Origin of the sequence: Gracilibacillus kekensis (assembly GCF_900143085.1) — a bacterium.
In the GTDB taxonomy this organism is placed as follows: Bacteria; Bacillota; Bacilli; order Bacillales; family Amphibacillaceae; genus Gracilibacillus; species Gracilibacillus kekensis.
Genome location: NZ_FRCZ01000002.1, coordinates 51307 through 65523, shown reverse-complemented (window position 1 = coordinate 65523; position 14217 = coordinate 51307). Strand labels below are relative to the sequence as shown.

The window sequence follows — 14217 nt, the reverse complement described above, 5'->3', positions numbered from 1 at the left end:
TCCAAACGGGCTTAGTTTGCTTTCTTTCGATAAATGGCACGATTCACTCCATTTAAGTATGCCTGAACTGCGGCCTCTAAAACATCTTGTGCTGATCCACGTCCACTAACGGTTTTGTTATCGACTGTTAGACTAACATGAACCTCAGCTAAAGCATCACGACCTTGACCAATTGAATTTAGTTGAAAGTCTGTTAGATGTGTTTCCTCTGTAATTATTTGATCTAGAGTATTGTAAAGTGCTTCAACACTACCAGAACCTGTGCTGGATTCTTCAACGATCTCATCACTAGGTGTCGATAAAGATACAGTGGCACTAGGTTGATCATTAGAACCATATTGTACCTGGAAATGTTCTAGTTTATAACGTTTCACATTCGAAGTATCTGTTTGTATGTCAGTAAGGATCGCAAACAAATCATCATCCGTAACTTCCTTTTTACGATCTGTAAGCAATTTAAACGCTTTAAAAGCTTCTTTTAGTTTAGCCTCTGGAAGCTCATAACCAAGCTGTTTAATTTTATCAGTAAAAGCATGACGACCAGAATGTTTACCTAAGACTAGGTTGTTCGAATGCACTCCAACAAGTTCAGGAGTGATAATTTCATACGTTTCGGCATTTTTTAACACACCATCTTGATGGATACCTGATTCGTGTGCAAAAGCATTGCGTCCGACAACCGCTTTGTTGCCAGGAACAGTCATACCTGTAAATTTACCTACCATGTCACTTGTTCGTTTAATTTCATTTAATACTAAATTAGTATGATAAGGATAATAATCATTGCGAATTTTCAAGGCTACTGCAAACTCTTCTAATGAAGCATTGCCTGCACGTTCACCAATACCATTAATCGTACCTTCAACTTGAGTGGCACCATTTTCAATTGCTGCAAACGAATTTGCTAATGCCATTCCTAAGTCATCATGACAGTGGCAGGAAAGGTCAGCTTTATCAATGTTTGGCACATTTTCTTTAATATATTTAAACATTGCTCCATATTCACGAGGCATCGTGTAACCAACAGTATCTGGCAAATTAATTACTGTCGCTCCAGCATCAATCACTTTTTCAATAATTTTTGCTAAAAACGCTAAATCTGAACGAGAAGCATCTTCTGCTGACCATTCTACATGGTCAAAGAACTGTTTACCGTAAGTAACCATTTCTACAGCAGTATCGATCACTTCTTCAGGAGTTTTCTTTAGTTTATATTCCATATGAATAGGGGAGGTAGCGATAAAAACGTGAAGTCTTGGGTAAGTAGCATTTTTTAATGCGTCTCTACATGCATCGATATCTGACTTTACCGCACGAGCAAGACCAGTTACCGAGACATTTTTGACAGTTTCAGCAATTTTTTTAACTGCATCAAAATCACCCTGGGAGGAAGCAGGAAATCCTGCTTCCATTACATCTATCCCAAAGCGTTCTAATTGTTTTGCAAGCTCTAACTTTTCTAGCTGATTTAGATTGACACCTGGTGATTGTTCACCATCTCTTAGTGTCGTATCAAAAATCTTAATTTGAGTCATTAGAGACCACTTCCTTTTTATTAATCGCCTTTTGCTTTACAAATGGCATTAATTCACGTAGCTCTCTCCCTACCTTTTCAATTTGGTGTTCGCTCTCTGCTTTTTTAGTTGCAGTGTAGCGAGGACGATTTGCTTGGTTTTCAAGGATCCATCCTTGAGCGAATTTACCTGTTTGAATATCCGTAAGAACGTCTTTCATGCGTGCTTTCGTATCTTGATCAACAACACGTGGTCCAGAAACAAAGTCACCCCACTCAGCAGTGTCAGAGATAGAATGGCGCATACCTTCTAGTCCACCTTCATATAGTAAATCAACGATTAGTTTTAATTCGTGCAGACATTCGAAATAAGCAACTTCTGGTTGGTAACCAGCCTCTACTAGTGTTTCAAATCCTGCTTTAACTAATGCAGAAGTACCACCACAAAGTACCGCTTGCTCACCGAACAAGTCTGTTTCTGTTTCTTCTTGGAAAGTAGTTTCAAGAATTCCAGCACGACCAGCTCCGATTCCTTTCGCATACGCTAGGGCAACATCAACAGCGCTACCAGTAGCATTTTGGAAAATACCATAAAGAGCAGGTACACCAGCACCTTCTTCATAAGTTCTACGTACTAAATGACCAGGACCTTTAGGTGCAACTAAGAAGACATCAACGTCTGCTGGAGGTACGATTTGGTTGAAATGAATATTGAAACCGTGAGCAAATACTAATGCATTTCCAGCTTCTAGGTTTGGTTCAATTGCTTCTTTGTAGATCGATGGTTGATACTCATCTGGAAGAAGAATCATAATTACATCTGCTTCTTTAGATGCATCTGCAACAGATTTTACTTCAACACCATCTTCAACTGCTTTATCCCAAGAACGACCTTTACGTAGACCAACGACAACGTCAAATCCACTTTCTTTTAAATTTAACGCATGTGCATGCCCTTGGGAGCCATACCCAATTATCGCGATTTTTTTAGATTGTAATACCTCTTCGTTAATATTGTTGTTATAAAGTACTTTAGTCATGAAAAACTACATCCTCTCAAATAATTTGTATTTTTTATATAATAATTTTACTTATTATTAACCTAATAGAGATTGAAAACTGCCATCTTGTGTATTCGGTTGGTGACCACGAACAAAAGCAGTCAATCCGGTTCTTGCTAACTCTTTAATGCCATAGGGTTTCAACAATTCAATTAATGCTTCGACCTTATCTGGTTTTCCTGTGACTTGAATCGATAAGCTATCTTTGCTTACGTCAATTATTGTAGCACGAAATGGTTCAATAATACCTTGTATTTCGGCGCGTAACTGACTATTGCTCACGATTTTAATTAATGCTAATTCTCGAGCAACAATCGCTTTATCAGTAATGTCTGAGACTTTAATGACATCAATTTGTTTGTTTAATTGTTTGGTTACTTGTTCGAGCTTTTGAAAATCCTCTACATCGACCACAAAAGTCATTTTACTCATACCTTCTGTTTCCGTTCTTCCTACAGAAATACTTTCAATATTAAACTGTCGACGTTGAAGAAGACTTGTTACTCGATTTAGAACACCACTACGATTTCGAACGGTTGCTGTTATAATTCGTTTCATGGTTTCACCCCAATCATTTCATTTATTCCTGAACCTGGAGCAATCATAGGGAATACATTTTCTTGCTGCAACACGCGAGCATCCACAACTACAGGGCCTTCATAATTAAAAATTTCAGGCAATGCTTTGATAAATTCATCTTGTGTTTTAAGTTGCATTCCTTTAATGTTGTAAGATTCTGCTAATTTTACAAAATCAGGTTGTATGCTAAAGATAGATTGAGAATAACGTTCTGAATAGAATGCTTCTTGCCATTGTCTTACCATCCCTAATGCCTGGTTATTAACGATAATGACTTTTACAGGTAAACCTTTCTCCTGTAGGATGGATAGCTCTTGCAACGTCATTTGAAAGCCACCATCACCTACAATAGCAACTACAGTATCATCTGGTTTTGCTAATTGAGCACCTATTGCCGCAGGGAAGCCAAATCCCATTGTTCCTAAACCACCGGATGAAACCCAACGATCTGGTTGTGTAAACGTATAGTACTGGGCAGTCCACATTTGGTGTTGACCAACATCTGTAGTGACAATCGCATTTCCTTTTGTTGCTTCATGAACTTTCTTGATTACCCATTGACCAATCATCTCTTGATCAGGGGTATTAAACCATAACGGATAATTTTCTTTGTTTTCATGAATCTGAACAAGCCATTCATCATGTTCTGGTTGCTTGATATCATGTGTCAATAATTTTGTTAAGGCTTCTTTTGCATCGCCAACAATCGGAATATCAGTTGGTACATTTTTACCAATTTCTGCCGGATCAATATCTATATGAGCAACGGTCGCATTTGGCGCAAAAGAAGTTAGTTTTCCTGTTAGACGGTCATCAAAACGAGCACCGATGTTGATTAGTAAATCACATTCATAAAGCGCAGTGTTTGAAGTATATGTCCCATGCATACCTGCCATCCCCATAAATAATGGATGGTCCCCTGGGAATGCACCTAAGCCTAGAAGGGTAGAAGCAACAGGTAGTGAATACTTCTCTGCAAATTCTCTAACCTGTTCGGAAGCTTCTGCGAACAGGATCCCAGCCCCAGTTAATAGTACAGGCTTTTTAGCGTTTCCGATTGCCTCTGCTAATTTTTTGGTTTGTAGTGGATTAGGTTTTGTTGTTGGTTGATAGCCAGGTAAATCTAATTCCACATTTGCTTGAAATTCTGCTTCAATTACTTCTGCTGAGATATCTTTTGGCATATCAATCAAAACAGGTCCAGGTCTACCAGTTGTTGCAATATGGAATGCTTCCTTAACAATTCGAGGTAGATCCTTAACGTCACGTACTTGATAGTTATGCTTCGTAATCGGTGTAGTCACTCCCATTACATCAACCTCTTGAAAGGCATCGGTTCCGATTACTCCTTGGGCAACTTGACCTGTGATAACAATTAACGGTAAGGAATCAATCATTGCATCAGCAATTCCTGTCACAAGATTCGTTGCACCCGGACCTGAAGTAGCTACTACAACACCTGGTTTCCCAGATACTCTAGCGTATCCTTCGGCAGCATGAATCGAACCTTGTTCATGTCGTGCAAGAATTTGATCAAAAGAGTTTTGAGCTTTGTATAACGCATCAAATATTGGTAAAGCGGCTCCACCAGGATAACCGAATAAAGTCTCAACACCTTCGTTGATTAACGATTCGACAAGTAGATCAGCACCTGTTTTTGGTTCTTTTGTTTCTGCAGCTGATTGTTCTTGTTTTTGTGATCTTTCCATTCTAATCCCTCCTAAATTATAGAATCTAGAAAATTTTATTTGATATCTTTATTATCATTAGAATATAGAAAAAAGGCCATTTCTAACTTGTAATTGCCAATAATCAGCAATCAACAAGGGAGAAAAGGCCTTTCTTTTCACGGTACCACCCTGATTTACAATATTTTTACAAATATTGCCTTATGAAGCTAATACTTTACTAGCTTCATTTTGATAACAGGTGAATAATTCACCTGGTTATGTTTACTAAGAAAACTTTTCAACATAACACTCAGGGATGAGTAATCAGAATAGGGTGTATTACCAAGCTTCCACCATCCTTGGCTCTCTATTAATACAGGGTCCTGTTCTTTTGTTCCCGTCAACGTTTTTAAAATTATATTTAACCTTCTATAGTTTATACTATACGATTGATTATATCCTGTCTACAGGTAATTCTTGAAAATGATTAACTTTTCAGAAATATCTGATTGACGACAATCATACAACCAAAATGCTGTTTGGTCAACCGTTTTTTGATAATTTTCTGACATTTATTTTAGAGAATACAACAGTAAGCGATTACAATGTTGTCGTTGTCTGCTTTTTATTTCTAGTAATTATTTATAATAAATTACTTGTTTTTCTTCCTATTAATAATTTTGTATAATAAATGGAGAAACGGATGATTGTTTATTACAATTGCTTTAATGTACTAACACTAAGAGAGGTATTAGATGAATCAACTTTGTATTATACCATGTGGTAAAAGGAAAATATGGGATAAGTTCCCTGATGTTGCAGAGACAGAAGCACAAAATGCATATATAGGTGTACTGCATAATTTATGTCAGCAATATGTAACAAACTATTTTAATAACTGGGTGATTATTTCGGGAAAACACGGAATATTATTGCCAGATGATATTGTGCCAGAAAACTATGATGTTACGTTTAGACCAAATGATCCTAGAGTGGTTTCTGTTAAGACATTGCAACGGCAGCTAAAAGAAAAGAAACTGGAACATTTTAATGATATCATTGTATTAACTGGACAAAAATATCGTCCAATTATTAATAACACTTTTTCGCACGCGGATTCGATTCAATTTCCATTGTTAGGGTCGAAAGGGATTGGTGATATGCAACGATTATTAAAAGAGAGCATTACTTCAAATGTTCCTTTACATAAATAAGGAAGGTGAAATTTGATATGAAAGCTTATGTTGTAATAGACGGAGAATATCGTGTAAGTGATGTTCCAAAGACAAGCCCAAAAAACAACGAAGTATTGGTGAAATTAAAAGTGGCAGGATTAAATCATCGTGATTTAAAGATAAAAGATCGAGTTAAGGATAAAAGCAAGTCCTTCACTTTAGGTTCAGATGGTGCAGGAACTATTGAAAAATTGGGAGATAATGTTACTCGTTATCAAATTGGTGAAGAGGTAATCATTAATCCTAGTTTGAATTGGTATCATAAATCAGAGGCACCGCCAAAAGAATTTGAGATAGTAGGTGTGCCATTTGCAGGTACGTTCGCTGATAGCATCCTAATACATAAAGATTTTATTGAACCGAAGCCAAAGCATCTTTCATGGGAGGAAGCAGGTGTCTTTGCTTTATCGGCGTTGACAGGTTATCGCGCTTTAGTTACGCAGGGAGGATTAGAAAAAGGAGAAACATTGTTTATACCTGGTGTCGGTGGGGGAGTAAACTCCTTTATAATACAAATGGCTAAAGCACTAGGAGCAAGAGTCATTACCAGTTCCAGAGATCCGAAAAAGCTTGAAGAAGCAGAAAAGTTGGGTTTTGACCGTGGCGTATTAACAACGGGTGTTTGGAAGAGAGAATTAGCGGATGAACAAATAGATATGGTGATTGAAAGTATTGGTGGCGCTACATTTAACAAATCTTTAGATGTATTAAAAAAGGGAGGACGAATCGTAACTTATGGCTCTTCGACGAATGATGAGTTCACGTTTAATTTAAGGCAATTTTTCTATGGTCAATATAAATTAATCGGCTCTACTATGGGGAGCAGGGAAGAACTACACGAGTTAATTAAATTAATAAATCAATATAAAATTAGTCCGATAATTGACAAAGGATTTGCATTCGATCAAATTGATCAAGCCTTCTCTTATTTAGCTTCACAAGAACAACTAGGGAAGGTATATATAGACTTTGCAAAATAACACCGAAGATGAGAGAAAGACCAAGGATAAAAATAAGTTAATAATCAGATTTTTACAATTGCATAAAAGCAGGATTATACGACAAAACTCTGGTATCCATTTTGAAATGATAAATGTGCGTAGTAACCGCTCCGGCTTGACCACTTCCCTTTCCGTGGGGTTTTCCCCTCAGCTAACTTTTCCACGCAAAAACCGCAAGGAAAAGTGGATCTTCAGGGAAAACGATCCCACAGGAGTGGAAGTGGTCGCCTACGCTGAATATGATTTCTACAAAGATTGTAAATGCTAGCATTTTGGAATGTTACAGATATGAGTTTATTTGTTAAATAATGATAAGTAATCTAAAGACAACTTCATAGGCGATATTGAGTAACGCCAATATGATTATCCTTACTTTAGTTGTAGAGCATTAAAAAGCGCAGGCGTCCGTTTCGACTCCTGCGGGAAGTTTTTATCTGAAGATCCACTTTTTAAGCGAGCTTTGCTTAAAAAGTTAGCTGAGGAGAAAAACCCGCGGAAAGCGAAACGGACAAGCCTGAGCGGTTGTTATGCAGTTATATCATCTCATAATTGCCACCTGTTTTATGTCGTATAATCATTCTTATGTTCAGCTATAGTCACAATCTCATTTGTAATCGTATTAAATTGGTATATCGAAGTTTCTTAAAGGGTTTAGCCTTTTGCTTTGAAAAAAATAGCACCTATCATTCCGAAGATAATAGCAGCAGAGATGCCGGAGCTTGTTACTTCAAACATTCCTGTGACAACACCTATTATTCCGTGTTTTTCTGCTTCAGCTAAAGCACCATGTACTAGGGAATTACCAAAGCTAGTGATCGGTACGGTCGCACCGGCACCAGCAAAATCAATTAACGGTTCATATAAACCGAATCCATCGAGTATAGCACCAGCTACGACCAACATACTTAGCGTATGTCCTGGAGTGAGCTTCGCCACATCAAGTAAAAGTTGACCAATCACACAAATTAGTCCACCAACAATAAAAGCCCATAAAAACACCATAAATTATCACCTCTTTTAACATCCGTTAATGGTTGTGAGTTCTTATTTTAATCTATACTAGTAAAAATAAAATTAATTATATATTTTCGATAGAAACCGCATGTGCGATACATGGAATCGTTTGTTTTTGTTGAACGGTTAAAGGAGACAGTAGAGCACCGGTAGCAACAACTAAGATACGATCACATTCACCTTTATTCAGTTTGTTTAGAAAATGACCATAAGTAACAATAGCAGAACATGCTGCACCACTAGCACCTGCGAAAACTTGCTGTTCGGGTTTATAAATGGTTAAACCACAATCAATAAACTGATCATTGTTTATATTTATTTTGTTTTGTTCAAATAAGTCGAGGCAAATATCTCTTCCTATTTTTGCTAGGTCCCCGGTGATTATATAATCATAATAATCTGGTTCAAGATTTCTATCCTTTAAATGTCTTGTAATTGTGTCATAAGCTGCAGGAGCCATTGCTCCCCCCATATTAAAGGGGTCTTTGAGCTCACGATCCACTACTTTTCCAATAGTTGCTGAAGTAACTTTAGGTCCTTCTCCCTTTGATGAAATGATAGCAATGCCTGCTCCTGTCACAGTCCATTGAGAAGTATCAGGTTTCTGACTGCCATATTCGGTGGGGTAGCGAAATTGTCTTTCTACCGCTGAATTATGACTCGCAGCCCCAGTTATAATATAGCCTGCTTTCATTTGGTTGATAATTAGTGCAGATAATGCCAAGCCTTCCATAGATGTTGCACAAGCACTAAATAGACCTAAGTAAGGAATAGCAAGATTCTTAGCTGCAAAATTTGAGGGAGTTAATTGATTTATAAGATCGCCATGCAAGAAAAACTGCATATCACTTGTTTCTAAGTTCGCCTTCTCAATCGCAAAGTGACATGCATCCTCTATCATATGCTGATGAGCAATTTCAAACGATTTTTCATCCATCCATTGATCGGAATAAAAATAATCAAAATCAGCAGGGATATTACCTAATTCTTCAAACGGACCGCCTACGACTCCTGTAGATATAATAGAGGGGGGATATTCAAATTCCAATGTTTGTTTTCCGGTTATCATGATGCACCACCTATATAAGAAAAGATTGTTTTAATAAGAGCAACTATGAAAGCTGAAAAGACGCCGAATAATATAACAGATCCAGCTAATTTAAACATATTGCCACCAACACCTTGTACGAAACCTTCTGTCCTGTGTTCAATCGCGGCAGATATAACAGCATTACCAAATCCAGTAACTGGGACAGCTGTACCTGCGCCTGCAAATTGTGCGATGCGATCATAATAACCAAAACCAGTCAGTAACATCGTGATAAATATTAAGGTTGCCACTGTTGGATTACCGACAGTTTGTTCGGTAAATGAAAAAAAGTACATGTAAAAAGTAGAGATTGCTTGCCCAATAACACAAATGAAGCCACCTACTAAGAATGCTTTAATACAGTTTTTTAAAAGAGGTCTTTTAGGCTCTATCGTTTTTTCATAGTCTTTGTATTTCATTTTAATATCCTCCGTCAGGTTTGTTCTTTAGATAATTTTTTAAGTTTTTTAAGGCGTTTAACAACCTCTTCTTTTGTTAATTCTTCATTCTCAAGCTTTGTTAGTTCAAAAAAAAACTTCTGATCAGAGGTTACATGTATATTGTTAATTTGTGTTAGCTCTTTAAGATCCTTTTTGACTTTCTTCTCTACTTTCTGTTCTGTCGCTTGTTTTAATGGTGTTGCATTAAATGCTACAAAAAGTTGGTCATTTACATGAATGGCTTTATAGGTAGAAATGCCATTTGATTGGTCGTCTAAATAGGACTGTGCTATTCTTGGAATGGAATTTTGCTCAAAATTAGTTGATGTTTCAGAATTTAGCATCACTATATCTGTAGAATTATTATGGGTAGATTGTTCGGGATTATTACATGCTACTAGGCTCATGAAAGTGAAAATAAGTACTAAATATATGCGCTTCATTTTTTACTTCCTTCCTTTTGCTTAATAAACTATATATATATATTGCAGAATTTTGAAGAAAGTATACATCACAAATGAAACCTATAGGGTAATAAATTCGTCTATATATTTATGAAAGGATGATCAATCGTCCATAAAATCCTCATTTCAAGATATAAGTATAAGCTAAATGGGGAAAAGCGGACCTTAACTAACTGATATAATTCGTTAATGATCAGTAGAAGTTCATAATTCCTTTAGATTAAAGTCATACTTTATAAAAAACGTAGCGAGGGGGGAGTGACAAATGTGGAAAAAAATCACGATTGTCATCGCTATAATAGCATGTATTGGAGCAATCTCATTGTTGATTCTTAAAGGTATTGTAAAACCGTCTTTAGATGAATCCGTCAAGATTGAGGAGCAATATGAGGATTTTATTGTACATATTAGGATTGAAAAAACAGAGGAAGGATTTCAAGTATTACGGTCAATTGAATATATTGGGAAAGAAGACATTATGGTAAGACATCGAACACCACTTACTCAAGTAACGATTAATGCTGATAATGCGGTTTTTACAGGAAGTCCGATTTCAAAACAAATGGAACCTGGTTTGCAATATCATCCACAAGAGCCTTTGAAATTTCCGTCACTTGATAAAGGTGTTCATAAAGTTTATGTCCACACACAATTTTTTATAGAAGAAAAGAGAATTGATATTAAAACAAAAAGTGAAATAAAATTTAATTAAAGAGACGGAAACTAAATAAAAAGAATTTACCGTACAAAAATCCAAGCGATTGAACTATCGCTTGGATTTTATACATTAAAGGATATTTAGGTTTCAGGTTTCTTTTAAGGACTCAAGTTAATCAAAGAGCGCTTTTTGACTTTGTCTTAATGTCATCTCATGTGATGTATTATCTGAACGAAGCAGATATTCCAACTTTATTGTCTCCTCATCCAACCACATTGCATTTTCAATTCTAATGTTTTCTTCTGGAAGTTTAGGTTCATACGACTTCGGTGTCCAGTCTTCTAAATGAAAAACTTTATATGTATCTGTATGATATGTTTCAATTATAAATAACAGCTTTGACTCCTCAGGAGAGTAGTTTATTTCTTTTATATATGCTAAATCATCGATCAGAAAGGAGCGATTGGGCTCGTTTCTATCTAATAGAAGGTAGGAACAAGTATCCTCACTGCAATTAAATGATAATAAATAGAGTCTATCCAATTCAAGTTTTTTTAACTCCATATTTGCTATCGCGCTTTGCTTATTTTTTACGGTTTTTAAAAATGAGCCCAAAATCGTAATGTTTTTAGTATTCAAAGTAATAATTTCATCTTTCAAGATAAATTCTATCTCAAGATTTTGCTTTTCTTGAGGTATATCCGTTATCTCTTCTTTTTCTAATAATTCTTCAACAGGTTCTTGCGGTTCTTCTTTGGTTATCATCGGCTCTGATTCATGGTTGCTGCATGCTATTAAGAATAAAAGCAATAAACAAAGTAATTTCTTCATAAAAACACCTCCAACCTATATTACGTGGATCTTGACATTTTCAGAATTTTTAACTGATCGTTCTCATATCCAATTACTATTGTATAGTGCCAATCTTCCTGTACTTCCTGGTATGACTCATCTCTTACTGTCACTTCCAAATCTACTTTAATTTGGACAATACCATTCTTTTTTTCAAGGATTGATTTTTCTTTAGTATTTAAACCAAGTAAAGATTGAAAAGATTGACGAAATTCAGTATAACTTGTCAGACTTTGATATTCGCTGCCAAACATAGAGTAAGCATTCACGTAATCTCTTAAAGATATATTATCGAACAGATAATCTACAAGATACAATGCATCTTCTTCTAATTGTTGTTGGTTAATTTGTTGACCCACAACCGGTAGGTACTCTAATTCCTTATTATTTGCATTTTTAATCCATTTCTCTACTTGGTCTTTAGCTTGTGTTACGGGGATACTAAAGCCGATATCAGTATCTGAAATGCCAGCAGAATTAATGCCAATTACTTTACCACTATTTCGTAAAATAAGTGGACCTCCACTGTTTCCGTACGTGATATTTGCGGATATTTGAAATACATTATCATATTGAAAATTGTTAATCGTGAAGGAGCGATCTGTTCCAACTACCAAACCTAAGGATACACTATTTTGAATGCCTACGGGACTCCCTATTGCTATTATCTCGTCTCCGATTTCTGCTTGATATTCTGAATCGATTGTAATAGGTTCTAAATTGTGTAATTCAGGGACTCTAATAACAGCAAAGTCTTGTTCTTTGCCAATACCTACAATTGCTGCAGGATATTGCCTGCCATTTGATAATTTTACAACAATAGACTCAGCATCTTCAATGACGTGCGCGTTAGTGATGATATCGCCCTCATTATTAATCACAAATCCTGACCCTGTTTTATTATTTAATTTGTTCGTTGTTTCAATTTGTACAACAGATTTTTGAGATTCGTGAATAATATTTTTTAAATTGATTTCATTTTTACTATTTTCTATATTTGTTGCAAGTGTATTATCCAATAAATAGGGTTGGCTACGCCAATCATGAACATGAAAGAAGGCGATAATTAGTGCTGTAAGTAAAATGAGAATAGATATAAAAACAGGGATAAATTTCCTCTTCTTGTACATTATATTCCTCCGTTGTGTATCACGGTGTAATCGTCCGTATATCGTCACTTATTGTATCTGACTTTTGCAACGAATTAAGTGAGGAATATACGGACACTAGCTCCCGATAAGTTTCGCAAATCAAAGTGGCTTAGATTTTCTTTGATCGGAGTATCACTTTATTCCAGATACCACGTGATTTCCTCTACTTTAGCTGTTAATCTGGTATTTTCTGTATTGGCATCAAAATGAGTGAAGTCAAAGTTTCCAACTTCTTCTGGGTAAAGCGTCTCAGGATAGACATAGACGTCATTTTCCAGTATGATTTTATCGTTTTCGTCTATAATGGAATAACTAACTAAAATAGAATGAATAGGTACGGTTGCGACACTTTTTAATTGACCACTGATCAGCCATTTGTCTTCCTCTGTTTTTAATTGGATATCAATTAATTCAATAGCGTGACTTTCATTTAATTCCTGTTCTTCTTCAAATACAGAGAGTGCTTGCTCTATACGCTGTTCTTGCGCCGATTCAAAAGCAGTTTTTTCTTTATTTATTGTAGTTTTTAAGCTCTCCAATTGTTCGGAATTTTCGATAACCATCAATGTATCTTCTATAATACGTAAAGCATGTGAGAATTGAAGGTTATCTAATGAATTAGTAGCTTCTTGATAAGTCATAGCAACTAATTTTTGTTGTACTTGATCTATTAATTCTGGAGCTTGTTCATGTGATAAATCTTCTGTTTCCCAAACTAATGTCTTTAAATCTTCTATAGTAGGGTCATTATTTAACTTATAAGTGGCTTGATTCAATAAAGTTTGATCTTTAATGTTTATCGTTTTTTCTGTCATTTGATCGACTAAGTTCCCGTTATATTTCTTTAGTTCATTTTCTGTTTGTCGAATCGCATCAAATGCTTCGGGAAAATTCTTGTCCTCATTTAGTTGGTGCACATTTTGTAAGTTGTTTTCCACTTCAGAAGCCACCTGTAAAAAACTTAATACTTCTTTAGCGGATGGAAACTTATCCTTATATTGCAAAGCTTGCTGCAATAATTCTTTTGCCTGATCGTAATCTCCTATTAAAGCCATTTCTTCTGCTTCTTCATAATATTCTAATGCTTTATTAGATTGATAATTAGTAAAAATATAAATAGAAAATAGAATAATAGAAGCAATTACTAAAGAAAAAACAGGGAGAAACCACCATTTTTTTGTTGGTTTTTCGGGCAGGTTTCTTTCCTTTAAATCTTCAGGTAGCCTTTTTCCACAAGAGACACAAAAACTCTCCATCTCCTGAACCTGGCCACCACATTTAGGACAAAAAGACAATGTAAGACCTCACCTTCTGCAATTCGTTCAAGATAGTTATACATATTATAGCATGAAAATGGAAAATCTTTATAAAATAAAGAACAATATTCTTTAATAAAATTATTCAATTAGGTATACTATTAATATAGAAAAATTAAGAAAAAAGAGGAGTGAACTTGTGGGTTCTACAATTTTTGGAATATTATGTTTTA

Annotated in this window: 14 protein-coding genes; 3 read left to right on the top strand and 11 right to left on the bottom strand. The window is 35.7% G+C overall.

Annotated features, from left to right (window positions below; genetic code table 11):
- Positions 1-11: 11 nt before the first annotated feature.
- The 4 genes from BUC25_RS05835 to ilvB are packed head-to-tail and all read right to left on the bottom strand — an operon-like array spanning position 12 to position 4862.
- Positions 12-1535, bottom strand: coding sequence for a 2-isopropylmalate synthase (locus tag BUC25_RS05835; RefSeq protein WP_073200672.1), 1524 nt, complete (start codon positions 1533-1535; stop codon positions 12-14).
- Positions 1522-2553, bottom strand: coding sequence for a ketol-acid reductoisomerase (gene ilvC / locus BUC25_RS05830; RefSeq protein ID WP_058306943.1), 1032 nt, complete (start codon positions 2551-2553; stop codon positions 1522-1524). Before ilvC ends, BUC25_RS05835 begins: the two co-directional genes overlap by 14 nt.
- Before the next feature lie 57 nt (positions 2554-2610).
- The gene (ilvN, locus tag BUC25_RS05825) at positions 2611-3132 is read right to left on the bottom strand and encodes an acetolactate synthase small subunit (protein WP_058306944.1); all 522 of its coding nucleotides are present in this window, start codon (positions 3130-3132) and stop codon (positions 2611-2613) included.
- Positions 3129-4862 (bottom strand): biosynthetic-type acetolactate synthase large subunit, encoded by a 1734-nt coding sequence (gene ilvB, locus BUC25_RS05820; RefSeq protein WP_073200670.1) that lies wholly within the window; start codon positions 4860-4862, stop codon positions 3129-3131. The genes ilvN and ilvB overlap by 4 nt, the downstream gene beginning before the upstream one ends.
- A gap of 716 nt (positions 4863-5578) precedes the next feature.
- On the opposite strand from ilvB, the gene BUC25_RS05815 reads away from it, so the two are divergent.
- On the top strand, positions 5579-6037 hold the full coding sequence (locus tag BUC25_RS05815) for a DUF6884 domain-containing protein (protein ID WP_073200668.1): 459 nt from the start codon (positions 5579-5581) through the stop codon (positions 6035-6037).
- A gap of 17 nt (positions 6038-6054) precedes the next feature.
- Positions 6055-7038, top strand: a complete 984-nt coding sequence (locus BUC25_RS05810; protein WP_073200665.1) for a zinc-binding dehydrogenase — start codon at positions 6055-6057, stop codon at positions 7036-7038.
- Between the two features lie 672 nt (positions 7039-7710).
- Here the strand turns inward: BUC25_RS05810 and spoVAE are convergent.
- The 4 genes from spoVAE to BUC25_RS05785 all read right to left on the bottom strand — a co-directional run bounded on the left by spoVAE (position 7711) and on the right by BUC25_RS05785 (position 10046).
- Entirely contained in the window at positions 7711-8061 is a 351-nt protein-coding gene (spoVAE, locus tag BUC25_RS05800) for a stage V sporulation protein AE (protein ID WP_073200661.1), read from the bottom strand.
- Between the two features lie 76 nt (positions 8062-8137).
- Positions 8138-9142, bottom strand: a complete 1005-nt coding sequence (spoVAD, locus tag BUC25_RS05795; RefSeq protein WP_073200659.1) for a stage V sporulation protein AD — start codon at positions 9140-9142, stop codon at positions 8138-8140.
- On the bottom strand, positions 9139-9582 hold the full coding sequence (gene spoVAC / locus BUC25_RS05790; RefSeq protein ID WP_073200657.1) for a stage V sporulation protein AC: 444 nt from the start codon (positions 9580-9582) through the stop codon (positions 9139-9141). The genes spoVAD and spoVAC overlap by 4 nt, the downstream gene beginning before the upstream one ends.
- A 14-nt stretch (positions 9583-9596) precedes the next feature.
- Entirely contained in the window at positions 9597-10046 is a 450-nt protein-coding gene (locus BUC25_RS05785) for a YhcN/YlaJ family sporulation lipoprotein (RefSeq protein ID WP_073200655.1), read from the bottom strand.
- 286 nt (positions 10047-10332) lie between these two features.
- Between BUC25_RS05785 and BUC25_RS05780 the strand changes: the two genes are divergently transcribed.
- Positions 10333-10779 carry a hypothetical protein gene (locus tag BUC25_RS05780; protein WP_073200654.1) on the top strand — a complete coding sequence of 149 codons (447 nt, stop codon included), beginning with the start codon at positions 10333-10335 and terminating at the stop codon, positions 10777-10779.
- A 117-nt stretch (positions 10780-10896) separates the two neighbouring features.
- Here BUC25_RS05780 and BUC25_RS05775 read toward each other — a convergent pair whose 3' ends face one another.
- The 3 genes from BUC25_RS05775 to BUC25_RS05765 form a co-directional block, all read right to left on the bottom strand.
- Positions 10897-11556 carry a hypothetical protein gene (locus BUC25_RS05775; protein WP_073200652.1) on the bottom strand — a complete coding sequence of 220 codons (660 nt, stop codon included), beginning with the start codon at positions 11554-11556 and terminating at the stop codon, positions 10897-10899.
- A gap of 20 nt (positions 11557-11576) precedes the next feature.
- Complete coding sequence (locus BUC25_RS05770; RefSeq protein ID WP_073200650.1) at positions 11577-12707, bottom strand: S1C family serine protease; 1131 nt, start codon at positions 12705-12707, stop codon at positions 11577-11579.
- A 158-nt stretch (positions 12708-12865) separates the two neighbouring features.
- Positions 12866-14023, bottom strand: a complete 1158-nt coding sequence (locus tag BUC25_RS05765) for a hypothetical protein (RefSeq protein WP_073200648.1) — start codon at positions 14021-14023, stop codon at positions 12866-12868.
- Between the last annotated feature and the right edge of the window lie 194 nt (positions 14024-14217).